Below are 17,646 nucleotides of genomic sequence, written 5' to 3'. Positions count from 1 at the left end.
ACCTGCCTTCTAATCACGCATTTTTGGATCCAACGCATCACGTAATCCGTCCGCTACAAGGTTGAAGCATACCATGATTAACGCAATCATAATGGAAGGAATAATCATTTGATACGGAAAAGCAATCATTGATTTAAATCCTGCATTGACCAATGTTCCTAAAGATGCATGAGGTTCTTGTAATCCCAGCCCAATAAAACTTAAAAATGCTTCAAAGAAAATAGCATTTGGGATAGAAAACATCGTATTAATAATAATGACACCAAACATATTCGGAATCATGTGTTTAAAAATAATAGACGAATTTGAAGCACCTAAAGTTTTGGCAGCCAGTACAAATTCTTGTCCTTTGAATTTTAATACTTGTGCACGTACCACACGAGCCATACTAGTCCATCCAGTAATGGTTAAAGCGATAATAATTGGGATAATACCCGGTTTTAACACGAGAATCATCAAAACAACGATAATCAGGTTCGGAATACCAACAATAACCTCAATAATCCTCTGCATTACACTATCTGTACGACCACCCAAATATCCCGAAATAGCTCCGTATGCAACCCCAATTGCCATATCAATTAACGCAGCCATAAAGGCGATAAATAATGATACTTGGGTACCCTTCCAAACACGAGCAAATTGATCACGGCCTAGATTATCAGTTCCAAACCAATAATAGGCATCGACTTTACGGATTTCATATGCGTTATATTCGGTACCATCTCTTCTAGTTAAAGTACCGTCAAACGGAAGCCAGTGAACATTTTCTAAGCCTTGAATACGCGGTGGTAAATTATTATGTTTAGTATTTTGCGTATCATAGTCATATGGCGTAATCATTGGACCGACGAAGGCCATGATAATCATAATAAGCAGGATTATCATGCTGACAACAGCACCTTTATTTTTCCGGACCCTTAGCCATGAATCCTGCCAGAAATTCAAACTTGGTTTTGCAATTTTTTCACTTTTTGATGGATCAATATGGGCAGGAGCAAACATATCCTTTGAAATTGCTATATCTTTGTTGCTCATTTAGTTTTCCCCCCCGAAACACGAATACGTGGGTCGATGATTCCATAAAGAATATCAACTATCAAAATAACTACGATAAATAAAACAGCAAATAAAATGTTAGTTCCCATAATAACCGGATAATCATTCATATTAATTGATTTAACGAACTGCTCCCCAATTCCTGGTATACCAAAAATTTGCTCAATAACTAGTGATCCAGTCATTAAGCTAACCGCTAGTGGTCCCAAGACAGTTACAACAGGTATTAAAGCATTTCTCATAGCATGCTTAAAGCTAATTTGCCAGCGGCTTGCACCTTTAGCTCTTGCCAATGTGATATAATCAGACCCTAAAACCTCAACCATTTCAGTACGCATAAAACGGGCTGCAATTGAAATCGGGAACATGGCAAGTGCAATAGTAGGAAGGATCGTATATTCCGGTCCTTTCCATAACATTACAGGGAGCCATCCTAATTTAACTGAAATATAATATTGCATTAAACCAGCAAAAATAAATGATGGTATCGATTTACCAACAACAGCGATAAAAGTAGAACCGTAGTCAATCCATGTGTTTTGTTTTAGAGCCGCTATTACTCCTAATAAGATACCTAAAATTGAACCTACAATCATAGCTTGCAAACCTAATTGAGCTGAAGGTCCTAGACGATTTGCAATAAGTTCCGTGACAGGGGTATTATCAAATTGGAAGGAAACTCCCAAATCCCCTTTTACCAGGTTCACCATGTAGTTAAAATATTGAACAGGCACAGGGTCGTTCAAGCCATATTTATCCAGCAAAATATTACGCTGAACTTCAGTAAGCTTTTCGAAGTTATTAAATGGGCTACCAGGAATCAGCTTCATGAGGAAAAAGGTAAGCGATGTTACGATAAAAAGTGTAATAATCATATAGCCAACACGTTTAAGTATATATTTGACCATGCCTACACCTCCTAATTATTTAAATTTTCGACGTTTTACGACAATTCTTACACAGGTAAAAAGAGAGTATATTCTTAAAATATACTCTCTTTTCTATTTGATTAGTTATAGTTACTTATTTTGTGATTTTAATCCACTGGTAACTATAGTCAGGACCAAATGCATGGTGTGCAAAGCCTTTAACTTTTGGATTGATCAAGATATTAACAGAACGTTGGTAAAGTGGTGCAATTGCTGCATCGTCCTCTAACAAGATTTTCTCAGCATCTTGAAGTGCCTTCCAGCGGTCTTGTGGCTTAGAAACTAGATCTTCGTTAGCTGCTTTGATTAATTTATCAAATTCAGGGTTGCTATAGCTCATGTGGTTTTGGCCGCCGCCAGTAACCCATAGATCCATGTATGTCATTGGGTCAGCATAGTCTGGTCCCCAACCACCCATTAATAAATCATAATCTTCAGCATCTTCACGAGCAATACGGATTTTGAAAGGTACAGCTTCGATTGTAATCTTTAATCCTGGTAAGTTCTTTTCTAATTGGTCTTTGATAAAGGCATCAGTAACTTTTGAAGTTTCTGTGTCTTGACCAACATAAGTAAAGTTTACTTCTTTCAGACCAGTTTCAGCAAGTCCCTTTTTCCAAAGTTCTGCAGCTTTTTCTTTATCAGACTTTAGGTAAGTACCAGCAGTTTCACGGAAATCTTTACCATCTAAGAAAGAGAAACCTTTTGGAACTAGGAAGTCAGCAGCGATTGAACCGTTTGCTAATACATCATCAACTAAAGCCTTTTTATCAACAGAAAGGGCAATAGCTTTACGGATGTTAACATTTTTCAACGCTGGATTCTTTTCGTTCATTTTTAACCACCAAATAGATGGCTCTTGGTAACGAAGCAAATCATCTGCTCCTTCAAATTGTGAAAGGATAGCAGCTTGTGCAAGCTTTGGTGTAATATCAGCTTCGCCAGCAGTATATGCGTTTGCAGAAGCTTGTGGATCTTTAGAAACGTTGAAGTTGATCTTTTCTAGAGTAACTTCTTTTGCATCCCAATAATCTGCGTTCTTTTCTAATACCCACTCAGTACCTGTTGGGCCATCCCACTTAGTCATTTTAAATGGACCATTGTAAAGTAGGTGAGCAGCATCTTTAGCATAATCAGCGCCTTGTGCTGTAACATACTTTTCATTTTGTGGATAGAATAATGGGAATGTTAAGTATGATTCGATGTATGGAAGAGCTCTTACTAGTGTGATTTCTAAAGTATTATCGTCTAATGCTTTAATACCTAGGTCTTCAGTCTTAGCTTTTCCTGCAACGATTTCAGATGCATTTTTGATTTTACCTTCCATGAAGTAGGCACCATATGGAGCAGCTACTTTAGGATCGATTGCACGTCTCCATGCAAATACGAAGTCATTTGCGGTAACTGGGTCACCGTTTGACCATTTTACATCTTTTTTCAATTTGATAGTGATAACCGTTTTATCATCATTATATGTTGGCATGCCATCAGCAACACCAGGAATAACTTTTTGATCTGGATCTAAACGATATAGACCTTCGTTTGTAGCATTAAGCGTTGTAAAGCTTAATGTGTCTTGAGACATTACACTGTCCATAGAAGGAATTTCAGCGGATTCCAAAACATTAAGTTCTTGTTTATCTGCTAATTGCTCTGTGCCACCAGTGCTTTTGCCATCTGACGAACTTGTGTCTTTTTTATCACCGCCAGAACATGCTGCTAAGAACATGCTAAGTACTAGTGATAGTACTAAAAGTAGTGAAAGTTTTGATTTCTTCACTAGTAGACCTCCCTTTTCTATTATTCTGAAAAATTACTACATTCTCTATTATACATATTTTCAACAAATTGTACATTACTTTTTGAAAATTAAATTACATTTTCCAAACTTTCATTACGTAATGATTACAATTGTCTATGAAATAATTTAGACTTATATAGTAATTTTTTGTATACTTTGCATTAGTTATACCTGTTAAATCAATCTTTTTGGAGGTAATCTCTTGAAATTTAACCTTAAAAAAAATCTTATAATTTTTTCATTTACGCAGTTAGCGATTGTCATGATCTCATTTATTCACCACCGTAATATTACCTTAAATAGCTATATCGATATATCTTTTTTCATTACTGCAGGGTACATTTTGTTATCTTTACTGCTCTTCACCATCCATAGCGGATTTTATGATGTCATGTCAAAATCCTTTAATCATGTGTTATCACGAGGCAAAGTAAAAAGGAGATTCGAGGACATTCCAGGTCTATCGGAATTAATCACAATAAATGAAAAGCCCCTCTTTCTTCATGGACTGATTACTGGTCTGTTGATGGCAGCCGCTCTAATTGCCTATTATGCTTAACTAACTTGAAATCAATGTTTGCTTTCAGCTATAATGTGACTAACCGAATAAAATTTCAAAAGCATTGATAAAGAGTAGTACGTATTTCCCTTCGATTCAGAGAGTTTGTGGCCGGTGAAAACAAACGCGAAAAATACGGAATGGACTTTTGAGCCTCTGCCTGAACCTTTTCCCTTTGTGATAAAATCAGTAGGAGCAGACGTTAACCTTGCGTTAAGAGGAATTCAAAATATCGATATAGATGTTTTGAAACTGAGTGACTCATTTTGAGTAATTTAGGGTGGTACCGCGAACCATTCGTCCCTATAGTTTTTTGGGGATGAATGGTTTTTTTTATATATTTTTAGGAGGAAGAAACACAATGAAAACAATCTTTTCAGGTATTCAACCAAGTGGAACCATAACACTTGGGAACTATATTGGAGCTATGAAACAATTCGTAGAATTACAACACGAATACAATTGTTTCTTTTGTATTGTGGACCAGCACGCCATTACAGTACCCCAGGATCCACAAACACTTAGGAAAAATATCCGTAGTTTAGCTGCCTTATATCTTGCTGTTGGAATTGATCCGGAAAAGGCAACTTTATTTGTTCAATCTGAGGTCCCTGCTCACGCACAAGCTGGATGGATCATGCAATGTATTTCCTATATTGGAGAACTTGAGCGGATGACGCAATTCAAGGATAAATCATCAGGTAAAGAAGCCGTTTCTGCAAGTTTGTTAACTTATCCGCCGTTGATGGCAGCTGATATCCTCTTATATAACACAGATCTTGTTCCTGTTGGCGAGGACCAAAAACAGCATATGGAGTTAACAAGAGATTTGGCTGAGAGATTTAATAAAAAATATAATGATATTCTAACCATTCCTGAAATCAGCTTACCTAAGGTCGGTGCCCGTATTATGTCACTTCAAGAACCGACTAAAAAGATGAGTAAGTCCGACCCTAATAAAAAGGCGTTTATTACTCCTTTAGATGAGCCAAATCAAATTGTGAAGAAAATTAAGAGTGCTGTTACGGACTCGGAAGGAATTGTTAAGTTTGACGTGGTGAATAAACCTGGCGTTTCTAACCTGTTATCGATTTATTCCATCCTTGGCGGAAAAACAATTGGTGAGCTTGAGGACATGTACACTGGAAAAGGCTACGGAGATTTCAAAGGTGATTTGGCAGAGGTAGTGGTTGATTTTCTAAAACCTATCCAAGAGAGATACTACAATTTGTTAGAATCAAGTGAGCTAGATGATATTTTAGATCGCGGAGCTGAAAAAGCCAACCAGGTTGCCAGCAGAACATTAAAGAAGATGGAAAATGCAATGGGGCTTGGCAGGAAGAAAAGATAAATATTAAAAAACTAAAAGCCTGACGGGCAAAAGGTATGCAGGACATACCTTTTGCAGTCAGGCTATTTAATTTACCTTTGGACCATGTTCCATCTCCCAAAGTTTTTCAAAGAAGGGCTGCCCTTTTATTAAATTTTCACAGAATGTTTCATGGCGTTTTGACCAGCCATACTTTGTTTCTTCAAATAACTGTTCCCAAGCTTCTTCAAAATTCATTTCTTGAATGGTAGAATATTGCTCCGGACACCACTCAGTGTACCAATACCTTACTTCTGCTTGATTGTTAGAAGTTAAAAGTTGATCAAGCGCCATAAATAATAGTTGTTTTAACTGTCGTTCTTTTCTTGTTAACCCTCTCATCAAATCCGGTTCTGGTGATAGTATATGAAAGTCCTTTGTTTTAGGCTGGGCGTAAAAATGATATGTTTTCGCTTCATGCTGGCTTATCATTTCGTAAACGAGCTGTTCCTGTCTAGGTATTAATCTGCTTTTTCTAATTGGAATATTGTAGCCAATTGTATCAACTGCTAATATTCCCGTCCCGTCCGTAACTACAAAGCAATAGTCCATTTGAATTCTTTCGTGGTTTTTTCTTAAGTATGCTTTTTGATAAATATCATCGAGAAGTTGTTGAGGTAACTCAGATAGATCATTCTCAATATAATCAAATAGAAGCGGCTCAACTTTAAGTAGCGGCACTTGATCTAACAGCTCTACTCCGTCATCCTTCCGCCATTCATGAAAGTGGCAAACATTATATCCGTTTTCTTCACCTTCAAACCAATTTACCCAAACATCATGAAGATACAACATGTACATCCCCTCACTTCAAGAAACTATTTGTCAATCAGTATGGTCAGACCTCAGTTAAATTATTCCTATATATATATTTTGATCCAATTCCTTTTTAAAAAAAGTCATATCCATAAAAAACTACCACTTGTCATGGTAGATTTTATCTTTTAGATTTTGGATTGGGTTGAGGGAATTCATCGATCTCAAGGAAATCATTGAAATATTAACTAAAATAGATCCATACCTTTTAGATAACTTTCTGCAGGTGTAGTGAAAGATAACTTTGTGGAATAATGGTTCTTTTTGTAATAATTTTCAATAAGATAAAATCCTACTGCATAGCCTAATAGTTTGGGGACCCTTCCACCACCATATAGCAGTTCATCGTGTTCTCTCTCCTTTTTCTTTATTCCTAGCTGAATTTTAAGATATCGATTCCAAAATTTTTTTATCTCTTTTTCTGAATACATACCGCACCAGGCGGCTAAATATTCACTCCCGCAATTTTTTAATACAGTATATTCTGCTAACCCTTCAATTATTAGAGAATCTAGTAACGTGTAGTCCCCTATATTCTTATCTAACAAGCGCATCCTGCAAACATGATGATATTCATGAACAAAGAGTGCTTCTACGTCTTTCGGATTATCAAAATTCGATAGAAATAGAAACATCTTATCAGGGAAGGACACGCCCGCTTTCCCTTTTTCTTCCTTTCTAAAAAAACCGCCCGCCTGTGCAATCGGAAAGAGGAAGATAGGGATATCCGGACCATTCCATCTTTTTTTATATTTAGCGGAAATTTTTTCTACTTTATCCCATGACTGCTGTTTGAGCATCTCAAGTTGATTATTTTTAGTGGATCGAGACGGCTGGTACATTCCAAAATGCATTAATTCGCGATATATTTCTCTTTCTGTTTGTCCTTTGAAATAAGGAAGAAGCCTTTCACAAATTTTTAATGGATTATCAAAATTCTCCTCAAGCCATTGATCAGTCCTAATGGTTCCCATTCCGTCACCCCATTAACGTATTTACGTCTTCTGGTCATTTTATGAAAATTTTTTTAATACGTTCGACGAATTATAGGGAGTATCATCTAAAACAAAAAACAGGCCAAACTTAGCGTCTGGCCTGTTTTTTTCTTATTCGTATTTTTTAAAGACTATTGTAGCATTGTGACCACCGAAGCCAAGTGAATTGCTCATCGCTGCTTTGATTTCTTTCGAGCGTGCTGTATTTACTACATAATCCAAATCACATTCTGGGTCAGGTGTCTCATAGTTGATTGTTGGTGGAAGGATACTATCTCTCATCGCCAATACAGTAAAAATTGCTTCTACTCCACCTGCAGCACCAAGAAGGTGGCCTGTCATGGACTTTGTCGAACTGATTGCAAATTTATAGGCGTGATCACCGAATACTTCTTTTACTGCAAGTGTTTCATACTTATCATTATAATCCGTACTTGTTCCATGAGCATTAACATAATCAATATGCTCTGGTGCTAAACCAGCGTCATTTATCGCCATTTTCATTGCCCGGGCACCACCTTCACCGCCTGGTGCTGGAGCAGTAATATGATAGGCATCTCCAGTTGCTCCGTATCCGACAATTTCCGCATAAATTTTTGCTCCGCGTGCTAGGGCATGCTCTAATTCTTCTAATACCACGATGCCCGCACCTTCACCGATGACAAATCCATCGCGATTTTTATCAAATGGTCTGCTGGCGGTTTTAGGATCTGGATTGGTTGATAGCGCAGTATTCGCACAAAATCCTGCAACTGACATTTTCGTAATCGGCGCCTCTGCTCCGCCTGTTACCATCGCATCAGCATCTCCGCGCTGAATTACCTTAAAGGCGTCACCAATGGAGTTAGTTCCTGTTGCACAAGCTGTTACTGTACATGAATTGAAGCCTCTGGCACCAAGTATAATAGAAACTTGACCTGTTGCCATATCCGGAATCAGCATTGGAACAAAGAATGGACTGACTCGTTTATAACCTCTTTTTTGGAATATCTCGAATTGGTTTTCGAATGTTTCCATCCCGCCGATACCTGAACCAATCCATACCCCCACTCTATGTGAGTTTTCTTCATTTATCGTTAAATTGGCATCCTGAACCGCCATTAATGCCGCGGCAACAGCAAACTGTGTAAACCGGTCCATTTTACGTGCGTCTTTTTTATCCATAAAAGCTTCCGGATTAAAGTCTTTTACTTCGGCAGCGACCTTTGCCGGATATTCATCAGCATTTACTCTTGTCATCGGTCCGACACCGGACTTTCCTTCTAGAATCCCTTTCCATGTGGTCCCAACATCGTTTCCAAGCGGTGTGACTGCACCAATTCCTGTAACAACGACCCTTCTCTTTTCCATTTAGACATCTCCTTTTTCAATCTATTTATCCATAAATACTAATCTTACGTCCGTTATTTTCCCCAGCGCATCGCAATGGCGCCCCAAGTTAAGCCACCACCAAAGCCAACCATAACAATTAGGTCATCATCTTTGACTCTACCTGCTTCAATATCCTCTATCAATGAAATAGGAATGGATGCGGCTGAAGTATTTCCATATTTATTTACCGTCTTTGACATCTTTTCGATTGGTAATTCCAATCGTTGTCTTGATGCCTCCATAATCCGAATGTTGGCTTGATGCGGGATTAAGAAATCGACATCTTCTTTTGTTAACCCCGCTTTTTCAAGTACATTTACACAACTTTCTCCCATTTGTCTAACAGCAAATTTAAAGACCTCTCGGCCATTCATGATAATGTATTCGTCTTGATATAGGTGTTTTGACCCAGTTCCGTCAGCACCTAATTCAAAAGATAAAATCCCACGATTTTCAGAAACAGGTCCAATAATGGCTGCTCCGGCACCATCGCCAAATAATACAGCAGTATTCCGATCATTCCAGTCAGTTATCTTTGAAAGCTTTTCAACACCTACAACTAATACATATTTGTAAGCCTGGGACTCAATAAATTGTTTACCTGTTATAATACCGTACATAAATCCAGCACATGCAGCACTAATATCCATTGCTGCAGCTTTTGTTGCGCCTAATCTTTCTTGGATTCGACAAGCAACAGATGGAAATGGAGAATCAGGTGTTACAGTCGCTACTAATATTAAATCAATATCCTTCGGAGTTATACCGGCATCTTGGATTGCTTTTTGAGCAGCAGCAAATGCCATATCAGATGTGGTTTCATCATCGGCAGCTATTCTTCTTTCTTCAATCCCTGTCATGGTTCTTATCCATTGATCAGAGGTATCCATCATCTTTTCTAAATCATGATTGGTGAGAATTTTTTCAGGTAAATATCTGCCCATTCCAACAATACCAGCTCTCATTATTCCATCTCCTTTAATTTTTGATCAGACCCTATCTATTTTTAGGATTAATATCAATTATTATGACTTGGTACTAATTTTATCAAACTCCTCCACTTTTAAGCAACTGTTTCTTCCTAATTATAATCCGCTAATGTGCATACCTTTTATTTGTTGACACATATTCTACATTAAAAGGTATTTTTAGGGAGGAAGGAAAGGTATGGCAGATTTTGAGGATGGGCAGGACTTTAAAAATCAAGAAGAAAGGGAAGAACAGATAAAGGCAGACCGATTTACTAGTTTAATGTTTGGCCCAAGGAGTGATAACAATGGGCAAAGATCTCAGCACCATTCAGAACCTAAACAAGACTCTAGCATTGATTATGAGGCACTAATGACGAATATCGATACTTTAGTTGATTCAGTTCGCGGGTTAAAGCCATTGTTTAATAAAGTATACCCATTCATTGAACAATTATGGAAAAAAAAATAAGCTGCCAACAACTGGCAGCTTATTTACTTAGACTCTTCTTAAGAGCATCTTCCTTACCAAGCTCGTAGGCTTCCTGCATTACTTTAGAAAATAAATTCATAAAGGGTTGAATGAGCTCCATGGACAGTTCAACACCTGCTTGATCTAATTGCTCTTTTGCTTCTGGTAAATATTTCATTGCGATTTGCATAAATTGTAATGTATTGTCTTGATTGTTCACTTTATGTACTCCTTTGATTAAATTATTTAGGTAATTCTCCTGTTTTCTTATAGTGGTCAATTTGCCGATTTAATTGGCCAATAAATTCCTTCGAGACCAATGGGCTAAACTTCCCAAGGGAAATAACGTTATCTTGAAAATCATATGAAAGATTACCGGAATGTAAATTGCCATTATTATATTGCTCTGCAACCTTTACATACAATTTGTCAACCTGTTGAATGGTACTTGTTAAAACAGTTGATTCACCTAAATCAGACTGTTCAGAAACATAGCCAATCACATATAACCCGTGTTCTTTGACCTGCTCGATAACAGGTACATTAAATCCATCCCCTGCTGGGTACACCACATCGACACCATTTTTCAGCATTTGTTCGGCCAACTGAATTGCTTTTTGCTTGTCATCCCAATTTCCAACATATTCAATGCTAACCTTGGTATCTTTATTTTCTGCCAATGCCCCTTGATAAAACCCTTCAATTTCTGGCTGCCATTCATATGCAGCCAAAACACCGACTCTTTTAGTATGAGACATATGGGCTGCAACCATTCCACCGAAAAAACCCATTGCATGGGATTTAAAGGTTAAACTTGTGGTGTTTTTGTTCTTTGCATCACCGTTAAAGCTGACAAAGTGTATGTTAGGATACTGTTTTGAAATATTATTAAAGAATTCGGCGTACTCAGATCCATGACCAAAAATAAGATTTACACCTTTTTGGTCAAATTCTTTCACCGCTTGTTCGACAATTGCCTGAGAATTCATTCCTTCTTTATAAAATACTTCCACATGAAATTTCGATTGGATTTTTAGCATCCCATTAAAACCCTTTGTTCCCCACACCTGGTCATTGATCGTTTCAGGGACTAACAAGCCAACCTTTTGTAACTTTCCCGAAGCTTTTGGTTCTCCGCATGCCGCCAGTAGGAGAAGACATAAGAGAATGATACCGAAACGGTTTACCATTTGCTGCAACTCCTTTGTACGACACCCTTTCCATTATATACCCAAATTGTAAAAAACGTCTTTTTTTCTTTCTATTTTAACCCTAGAACAATTAATTGAAAAGTACCGAATACCAACTTTTTCAGTGTATTTAATAGGAATTATTCCTCATTAAGCACATTAGAAAAATTTAAATAAGACGCTTCACTATTTCTATTTGTTCTTCAATTGAATTACTGAATGGGGTTACCCTTTTTACTGATACTCGTTTGATCGTTTTATCTATTTCCAATTGTTCAGATTGTACACCTTCTATAATCACTTTATCTAATTTCAACTGCTCCGCACACTGAAGCCAATAATTCTCTTTACCACTTTCTATCAAAAAGTTCATATTGTCCACAGCATCTGAATTTTCGATCGATGCCAGTATAGCTTCGACAGCATCATCCACAAATAGGATATCGCCAGTCCATTCCCGTTTACTTGCCCTGATTACACTATCGTCCCTTTTTGCCATCAGTGCTTGTTGGAAAGTAAACACGGACGGCTGCCAAGGACCATAAATAGCTGGTAAATAATAAAAACGATTTTTCTTCGGCCAGGCAATCACATGCTCAATAAATGTCCGCAAAGCCAGTGCCTCATTAGAAATTAGTAATTGGATTGGTAGAATGAATATAATATCAGTCAAATTTTTATTTTTTTCAATATATTGTTCTAAGCTTGTAACGGTTTGTTTTTGTAAAATGGTTTCAGTATTCAACATATATACATCGTAAAGTGAAATGATCAACGTTGTTTTAGCGGTGTCATCTTCTCTGTAAGCATCTAATTGTGATAAGGAGATTTCCTTAAAGTTTGCATTCCTGCCTACCTCCAGCCTTTTCTCCTCAAGAGATGGAGCTTCACCAATATGAAGGCCAATAACCTCTAAACCCTTATTTAAGAGCGTTCTTCCCATATGAAAACTAACAAAATTATAAATACCAAAAATGATAGCCTTGTCCATTACATCTTCCTCCCCAAAATAACCTTAATGAATCCTATGCTCTATTAATAGGAATTATTTCATTTTGGGGAGGCTTACCATTATAGCACTGATTCATGACTGTTAAAAAATTTGATAACCATATTTCCGAGCTGAGGTTTTTTTTCGGGTAGAATGAAGGTTGGATCTATCTTTGGGGAATTAAGAATTTTTTGATAAAGTTTTGATTGAGTGTACGATCTCCCGCCAGCTAAAACTTGGATAATCCTTATCGGACAGTCAAAATCAAGATGAACCATTTCTTCCATGTTGAATATTTCGTTTTCGAGGGTAGACTGGTCGAGTTGATGTGCAGCAATTAATTCCCTCATTAATTTTTTATAAAAGAACTTATGCTCTTTTTCTTGTTCTAAATGATGTTTTAGGGAAAGAATGGGATTAAGCAGGACTACCGAACGAATTGACCCCTTCATCTTTTCTAATAGCTTTACAGCCACTAATGCCCCCATTCCTTCTGCTAAAACATGAATTTTATTATTAAGAATTTCACTTCTAATTACATGCTGATATAACCTTTGAGCAAGCTCGACAGAATTTTCGCTCCCCCAGTTTCGTCCATAAAGATTTGAGGAAAAAATGGTGTACCCGGCATCTTTTAATTCATTGATAATAGACAGCTTTCCTTCGTTTTGCGTCCAAAAGCATTTGCTTTCATCGACAAAGTGCCTTTCATCTCCAATTATTAAGATCCCAAATCCTTTAGGCTTTTCGGGGTAATGAATGATATTCCATTGGGTATCCATCTGAAAATTACGATTCTCCATCGCTAAATCTCCTTTTACATAATTCCTCAAGATATTGTATGCCGTTTCACATGAGATGAAAGGGAGTTTGCCCATTTTTCTCAAGACTTGAAAACATAAATCAGAAAATTGTTTTTTATATATTTTTTCTGTATTGTATGGTAGTATTTAAATTAATGTATAATAAGTAAGAGGTGAAAATGAGTGCGTATATTTTGGACTTTTTTCTGGTCTTTCCTTTTAGTGCAAATGCTTACATATGTTGTTAGTTCAATGACAGCCGGTGCGGAATATAATTTTGCTCAAGGTTCTATTGCTGCTGTTGGGGTAACCATATTAATTCTCATTGCTACAGCAGTAATTCCAAATGAACCTGTAGAAAATCATTAATAAAAAAGGTCTTCCAAGCAAACTGGAGGACCTTTTTTTCTGTTTTAACTACTTTTCTTGTACTTTTATAGATACTTCACCTTCAGCAATTGATATTTCAACCGTTGATTGATCATGGATCTTTCCTGCAATGATTTCACGTGCAAGTTTCGTTTCGATATTCCTTTGAATATACCGTTTCAAGGGCCGTGCCCCATAAATAGGATCAAATCCATTTACAGCAATAAATTCCTTCGCATCCTCACTTATCATGATATTAATTTGCTGCTGTTTTAACCTATTTTGCAAATCGATCAGCATCTTTACAACAATATTCTTTATCTCCCCTAATGATAAAGGCTTAAAGAGGATCGTCTCATCAATTCGATTTAAGAATTCCGGTCGGAAATGAGACCTTAATTGACTCATAACCTTCTCCCTTGTTTCATCCGAAATTTCAATCTCATTTTCACTTCTATCGAGCAGGAAGTGGGAACCGATATTGGAAGTCATAATAATAACGGTGTTTTTAAAATCTACCACTCGACCTTGCGAATCCGTAATTCGGCCATCATCAAGGGCCTGCAAGAGAATATTAAATACTTCCGGATGCGCCTTTTCTATTTCATCCATCAAAATAACAGAATAGGGTCTTCTTCTTACAGCTTCTGTCAACTGGCCGCCTTCTTCATATCCTACATATCCCGGAGGTGCACCAATTAATCGAGAAACAGCATGTTTCTCCATATATTCCGACATATCTATTCTTATAATATGTTCTTCACTGTCAAATAAGGACTCAGCGAGCGCCTTCGCAAGTTCTGTTTTCCCTACGCCGGTCGGACCTAAAAATAAAAATGATCCAATTGGACGGTTCGGGTCTTTAATACCAGCTCTCGCTCTTAGAACCGCATCCGATACCAAGCTAACTGCCTCATTTTGGCCTATCACCCGTTGATGTAGAATGGATTCTAATTTAAGTAATTTTTCTCTTTCCCCTTCGACTAGCTTGGAAAGTGGTATTCCTGTCCATCTTGAGACGATATTTGAAATTTCCTCCCCTGTTACTTCTTCTCGGAGCAGCCGCTCATCCTCTTCTGCTTTTTCCTCCAATTCTTTAAGTTCTTTTTCCATTAAAGGGATTTGTCCATGCCTTAATTCAGCTGCCCGATTTAAATCATATCGGTCTTCTGATGCTTGAAGCTCGCGGCGGAGTTTTTCAAGCTGCTCCCTTTTCTCCTGCAATTTTTGAATCGTTTGTTTCTCCTGCATCCATTTTGCCTTCATCGTATCTGCTTGTTCTTTCAAATCAGCCAGTTCTTTTAATAAGGATTCAAGTCTTAATTTACTTCCTTCATCAATTTCTTTCCGAAGTGCTGCCTCTTCAATTTCTAGCTGCATGACCCTGCGTGTCACTTCATCAAGTTCGGTAGGCATGGAGTCAATTTCCGTACGAATCATGGCACAGGCTTCATCGACAAGGTCAATTGCCTTATCAGGTAAAAACCGGTCTGTAATATAGCGGTCTGACAATGTGGCCGCTGCCACTAAGGCATGATCGTGAATCTTTACCCCATGATGGACCTCAAAGCGTTCCTTTAGTCCCCTTAATATGGAGATTGTATCTTCTACATTTGGTTCTTGAACCAGTACTTGTTGAAAACGCCGTTCAAGCGCTGGATCTTTTTCTATATATTTCCGATGCTCATCAAGTGTGGTTGCCCCAATACAATGGAGTTCCCCTCTAGCAAGCATGGGCTTTAACATATTTCCGGCATCCATCGCCCCTTCAGTTTTACCTGCACCAACAATGGTATGAATTTCATCGATAAATAATAAAATACGGCCTTCACTTTTCTTAATTTCATTTAAGACCGCTTTAAGCCGTTCCTCAAATTCACCGCGGAATTTTGCTCCGGCAATTAATGCACTCATATCTAATGAAAAAATGGTTTTATCCTTAAGTCCTTCTGGAACATCTTTTCTTACAATTCTTTGGGCTAATCCCTCGACAATTGCTGTTTTCCCCACCCCTGGTTCACCGATTAAGACAGGATTATTCTTTGTTTTACGTGATAAAATTCGAATCACATTACGAATTTCAGCGTCTCTGCCGATGACCGGATCGATTTTGCCGCTTGTTGCTTCGGCTACAAGGTCTCGGCCATACTTTTTAAGAGCATCATATCCTGCTTCTGGATTTTGTGATGTCACTCTTTGGTTCCCCCTTATTTCCTTTATTGCTTTTAAAATCATTTCAGGTGTTAGACCGTATGTTTGAATGATTTTTTTCATATGTGAATCATTTGCATAAACGGCAGCTAACAGTATGTGTTCAACAGAAATGTATTCATCCGAAAATTTAGATGCAAACTCCTCGGCACTTACTAGTAACTTTTGCAGTTTAGCTGTAATATAAAGTTTTCCCTGTTCGACACCGCTTCCTGTTACCTGTGGTTTTTTGGTCAATTCTCCCAATAAAGACTTCTTTACCCTATCCGCCGGTAAGCCTGCTTTTTCTAATATGGCAGCGATTAAACTATCTTCCTGATTTAAAAGCGATAATAACAAATGAAGTTCATCAATTTCTTGATGATTTTCCTTTATCGCTAAAACCTGTGCATCCATAATGCCTTTTTGCATACGCTCTGTCATTCGGTTTAGGTCCATTTCCCTCACTCCTTTTTGACCTTTTTTGACCTATTAATTTTATTATAAAAAATTTATTAGAATAAGTAAAATAATGACAGAAGAAAAGCCATCTAAATAGATGACTTTTTTTAAAACTTATTAAGGTTTTCGAACGTAGCTCCAAACGCGATCATCATTTGATGTCTCAGGAAATGAGTCTCCTGCTTTAAGTTTTATCTTTTTCGGGTTAGTTACATTGCTTCCAGAGTCACCAACCTCAATATAAAAGCCATTATTTGGTGCCTTTTTACCTGGCTTAAATTGATGATTTTGTCCCATTCTTATCCCCCCTTTTCCAATACATTTTTATTATCTCCGTTTGCCTGCAACAGCATTAAAGGGAAATTCTTTCAAATTCAACATATGTCGACAATATTTCCTAGGTAATATGCCATTAGACTTAAGTTTTGACGATTATATGAACTTATTCTACAGATATTGATAATTATTCTTCGTTAACAATATAATTATAGTATTATCTAGGGAATCTCATTAACCATGACTTGAATTTTTTGGGAATTGAATTTGTACCTTTAAAGGTGGTTATAGTATGCAGTCAGTAAAAGAAATGCCTGTAACATTATCACATCTCTTTGAAACGGTCCACCATATAAAAAAGATTGAAAAAGGGACGTTTCTTTTTCAGGAGGGTTCTCAAGCTGATGAAATGTATATTGTTCAAAGCGGGATCCTTCAAGTCAGCAAAATTATTCCTGACGGAAGAGAATTAACAATTAGAATGTGCTCCAAAGGAGATTTTGTTGGAGAGTTAAATTTATTTTCTCCTTCATCTCGATATTTACTAAGTGCACGGGTTGTAGAGAGCGGTGAAGTTGCTGTCATTTTGAAGGACGTCTTAGAAGAGAAGCTATCCCAAAATCTAGCTCTTTCATTTGAATTTATCCAATGGATGAGCCTGCAATTTCGGAAGACACAAACTAAATTTCGTGATTTAGTCCTCCATGGTAAAAAAGGGGCGTTGTATTCGACTCTTATTCGTATTAGCAATAGTTATGGGATGAAGACGGATCAAGGTATTCTAGTGGAATTACCTTTTACAAATCAAGAGCTGGCAAATTTCTGTGGTACCTCCCGAGAGGTTGTCAATCGGCTGCTTAGTGATTTAAGAAAGTCAGATATTATCTCAATTGATAAAGGTTCCATCACCATTCATGATATTGATTATTTAAAAAGGGAAATCGATTGTGAGGATTGCCCGGTTGAAATATGTAAGGTTGATTAAAATAGGCAAAAAAAATCGGTCAAGCTGACCGATTTTTTTAA

Annotated in this window: 18 protein-coding genes and 1 other annotated feature; of the genes, 5 read left to right on the top strand and 13 right to left on the bottom strand. The window is 37.3% G+C overall.

Features of this window, described 5'->3' with window-relative positions; genetic code table 11:
• Positions 1 to 9 precede the first annotated feature (9 nt).
• The 3 genes from opp3C to COD92_RS28000 all read right to left on the bottom strand — a co-directional run bounded on the left by opp3C (position 10) and on the right by COD92_RS28000 (position 3,768).
• Complete coding sequence (gene opp3C / locus COD92_RS28010; protein ID WP_098528359.1) at positions 10 to 1,038, bottom strand: oligopeptide ABC transporter permease; 1,029 nt, start codon at positions 1,036 to 1,038, stop codon at positions 10 to 12.
• Positions 1,035 to 1,967, bottom strand: a complete 933-nt coding sequence (opp3b, locus tag COD92_RS28005) for an oligopeptide ABC transporter permease (RefSeq protein WP_098528358.1) — start codon at positions 1,965 to 1,967, stop codon at positions 1,035 to 1,037. The genes opp3C and opp3b overlap by 4 nt, the downstream gene beginning before the upstream one ends.
• Positions 1,968 to 2,082: 115 nt before the next feature.
• On the bottom strand, positions 2,083 to 3,768 hold the full coding sequence (locus COD92_RS28000) for a peptide ABC transporter substrate-binding protein (protein WP_098996705.1): 1,686 nt from the start codon (positions 3,766 to 3,768) through the stop codon (positions 2,083 to 2,085).
• A gap of 223 nt (positions 3,769 to 3,991) precedes the next feature.
• On the opposite strand from COD92_RS28000, the gene COD92_RS27995 reads away from it, so the two are divergent.
• Both COD92_RS27995 and trpS read left to right on the top strand, forming a co-directional pair.
• Positions 3,992 to 4,348, top strand: coding sequence for a hypothetical protein (locus tag COD92_RS27995; protein ID WP_098528356.1), 357 nt, complete (start codon positions 3,992 to 3,994; stop codon positions 4,346 to 4,348).
• A 55-nt stretch (positions 4,349 to 4,403) separates the two neighbouring features.
• Positions 4,404 to 4,656: a binding site (T-box leader), on the top strand.
• A 53-nt stretch (positions 4,657 to 4,709) separates the two neighbouring features.
• Positions 4,710 to 5,699 carry a tryptophan--tRNA ligase gene (trpS, locus tag COD92_RS27990; RefSeq protein WP_098528355.1) on the top strand — a complete coding sequence of 330 codons (990 nt, stop codon included), beginning with the start codon at positions 4,710 to 4,712 and terminating at the stop codon, positions 5,697 to 5,699.
• Between the two features lie 66 nt (positions 5,700 to 5,765).
• On the opposite strand, the gene COD92_RS27985 is transcribed toward trpS, so the two are convergent.
• The 4 genes from COD92_RS27985 to COD92_RS27970 all read right to left on the bottom strand — a co-directional run bounded on the left by COD92_RS27985 (position 5,766) and on the right by COD92_RS27970 (position 9,864).
• Complete coding sequence (locus tag COD92_RS27985) at positions 5,766 to 6,512, bottom strand: YjbA family protein (protein ID WP_098528354.1); 747 nt, start codon at positions 6,510 to 6,512, stop codon at positions 5,766 to 5,768.
• A 209-nt stretch (positions 6,513 to 6,721) separates the two neighbouring features.
• Positions 6,722 to 7,507 carry a DUF2268 domain-containing putative Zn-dependent protease gene (locus tag COD92_RS27980; protein WP_098996704.1) on the bottom strand — a complete coding sequence of 262 codons (786 nt, stop codon included), beginning with the start codon at positions 7,505 to 7,507 and terminating at the stop codon, positions 6,722 to 6,724.
• A gap of 132 nt (positions 7,508 to 7,639) precedes the next feature.
• Positions 7,640 to 8,878: a beta-ketoacyl-ACP synthase II gene (fabF, locus tag COD92_RS27975; RefSeq protein ID WP_098996703.1), complete on the bottom strand. Its 1,239-nt coding sequence runs from the start codon at positions 8,876 to 8,878 to the stop codon at positions 7,640 to 7,642.
• 53 nt (positions 8,879 to 8,931) lie between these two features.
• Positions 8,932 to 9,864 carry a beta-ketoacyl-ACP synthase III gene (locus COD92_RS27970; RefSeq protein WP_098996702.1) on the bottom strand — a complete coding sequence of 311 codons (933 nt, stop codon included), beginning with the start codon at positions 9,862 to 9,864 and terminating at the stop codon, positions 8,932 to 8,934.
• 202 nt (positions 9,865 to 10,066) lie between these two features.
• Here COD92_RS27970 and COD92_RS27965 point away from each other — a divergent pair, with 202 nt between their 5' ends.
• Positions 10,067 to 10,339 carry a hypothetical protein gene (locus COD92_RS27965; protein ID WP_098996701.1) on the top strand — a complete coding sequence of 91 codons (273 nt, stop codon included), beginning with the start codon at positions 10,067 to 10,069 and terminating at the stop codon, positions 10,337 to 10,339.
• Positions 10,340 to 10,358: 19 nt separating this feature from the next.
• On the opposite strand, the gene COD92_RS27960 is transcribed toward COD92_RS27965, so the two are convergent.
• From COD92_RS27960 to COD92_RS27945, 4 genes are all read right to left on the bottom strand, one after another.
• Positions 10,359 to 10,559: a ComZ family protein gene (locus tag COD92_RS27960; protein WP_255286574.1), complete on the bottom strand. Its 201-nt coding sequence runs from the start codon at positions 10,557 to 10,559 to the stop codon at positions 10,359 to 10,361.
• 22 nt (positions 10,560 to 10,581) lie between these two features.
• Positions 10,582 to 11,529, bottom strand: coding sequence for a BMP family ABC transporter substrate-binding protein (locus tag COD92_RS27955; protein ID WP_098528349.1), 948 nt, complete (start codon positions 11,527 to 11,529; stop codon positions 10,582 to 10,584).
• Positions 11,530 to 11,698: 169 nt separating this feature from the next.
• Entirely contained in the window at positions 11,699 to 12,520 is an 822-nt protein-coding gene (locus COD92_RS27950) for a hypothetical protein (RefSeq protein WP_098528348.1), read from the bottom strand.
• Between the two features lie 80 nt (positions 12,521 to 12,600).
• Positions 12,601 to 13,323 carry an alpha/beta fold hydrolase gene (locus COD92_RS27945; RefSeq protein ID WP_098528347.1) on the bottom strand — a complete coding sequence of 241 codons (723 nt, stop codon included), beginning with the start codon at positions 13,321 to 13,323 and terminating at the stop codon, positions 12,601 to 12,603.
• Positions 13,324 to 13,506: 183 nt separating this feature from the next.
• Here COD92_RS27945 and COD92_RS27940 point away from each other — a divergent pair, with 183 nt between their 5' ends.
• Entirely contained in the window at positions 13,507 to 13,692 is a 186-nt protein-coding gene (locus COD92_RS27940) for a YjzD family protein (RefSeq protein ID WP_098528346.1), read from the top strand.
• Between the two features lie 48 nt (positions 13,693 to 13,740).
• On the opposite strand, the gene clpB is transcribed toward COD92_RS27940, so the two are convergent.
• Positions 13,741 to 16,341 (bottom strand): ATP-dependent chaperone ClpB, encoded by a 2,601-nt coding sequence (gene clpB, locus COD92_RS27935; RefSeq protein ID WP_098996700.1) that lies wholly within the window; start codon positions 16,339 to 16,341, stop codon positions 13,741 to 13,743.
• A 120-nt stretch (positions 16,342 to 16,461) separates the two neighbouring features.
• Positions 16,462 to 16,641: a YjzC family protein gene (locus COD92_RS27930; RefSeq protein WP_098528344.1), complete on the bottom strand. Its 180-nt coding sequence runs from the start codon at positions 16,639 to 16,641 to the stop codon at positions 16,462 to 16,464.
• 271 nt (positions 16,642 to 16,912) lie between these two features.
• Here COD92_RS27930 and COD92_RS27925 point away from each other — a divergent pair, with 271 nt between their 5' ends.
• Positions 16,913 to 17,605, top strand: coding sequence for a Crp/Fnr family transcriptional regulator (locus COD92_RS27925; RefSeq protein ID WP_098528343.1), 693 nt, complete (start codon positions 16,913 to 16,915; stop codon positions 17,603 to 17,605).
• Positions 17,606 to 17,646 lie beyond the last annotated feature (41 nt).

Source organism: Bacillus sp. AFS037270 (genome assembly GCF_002585305.1).
Note: the sequence above shows the minus strand (reverse complement) of the source record. Positions and strands in the feature narration are given on the sequence as shown.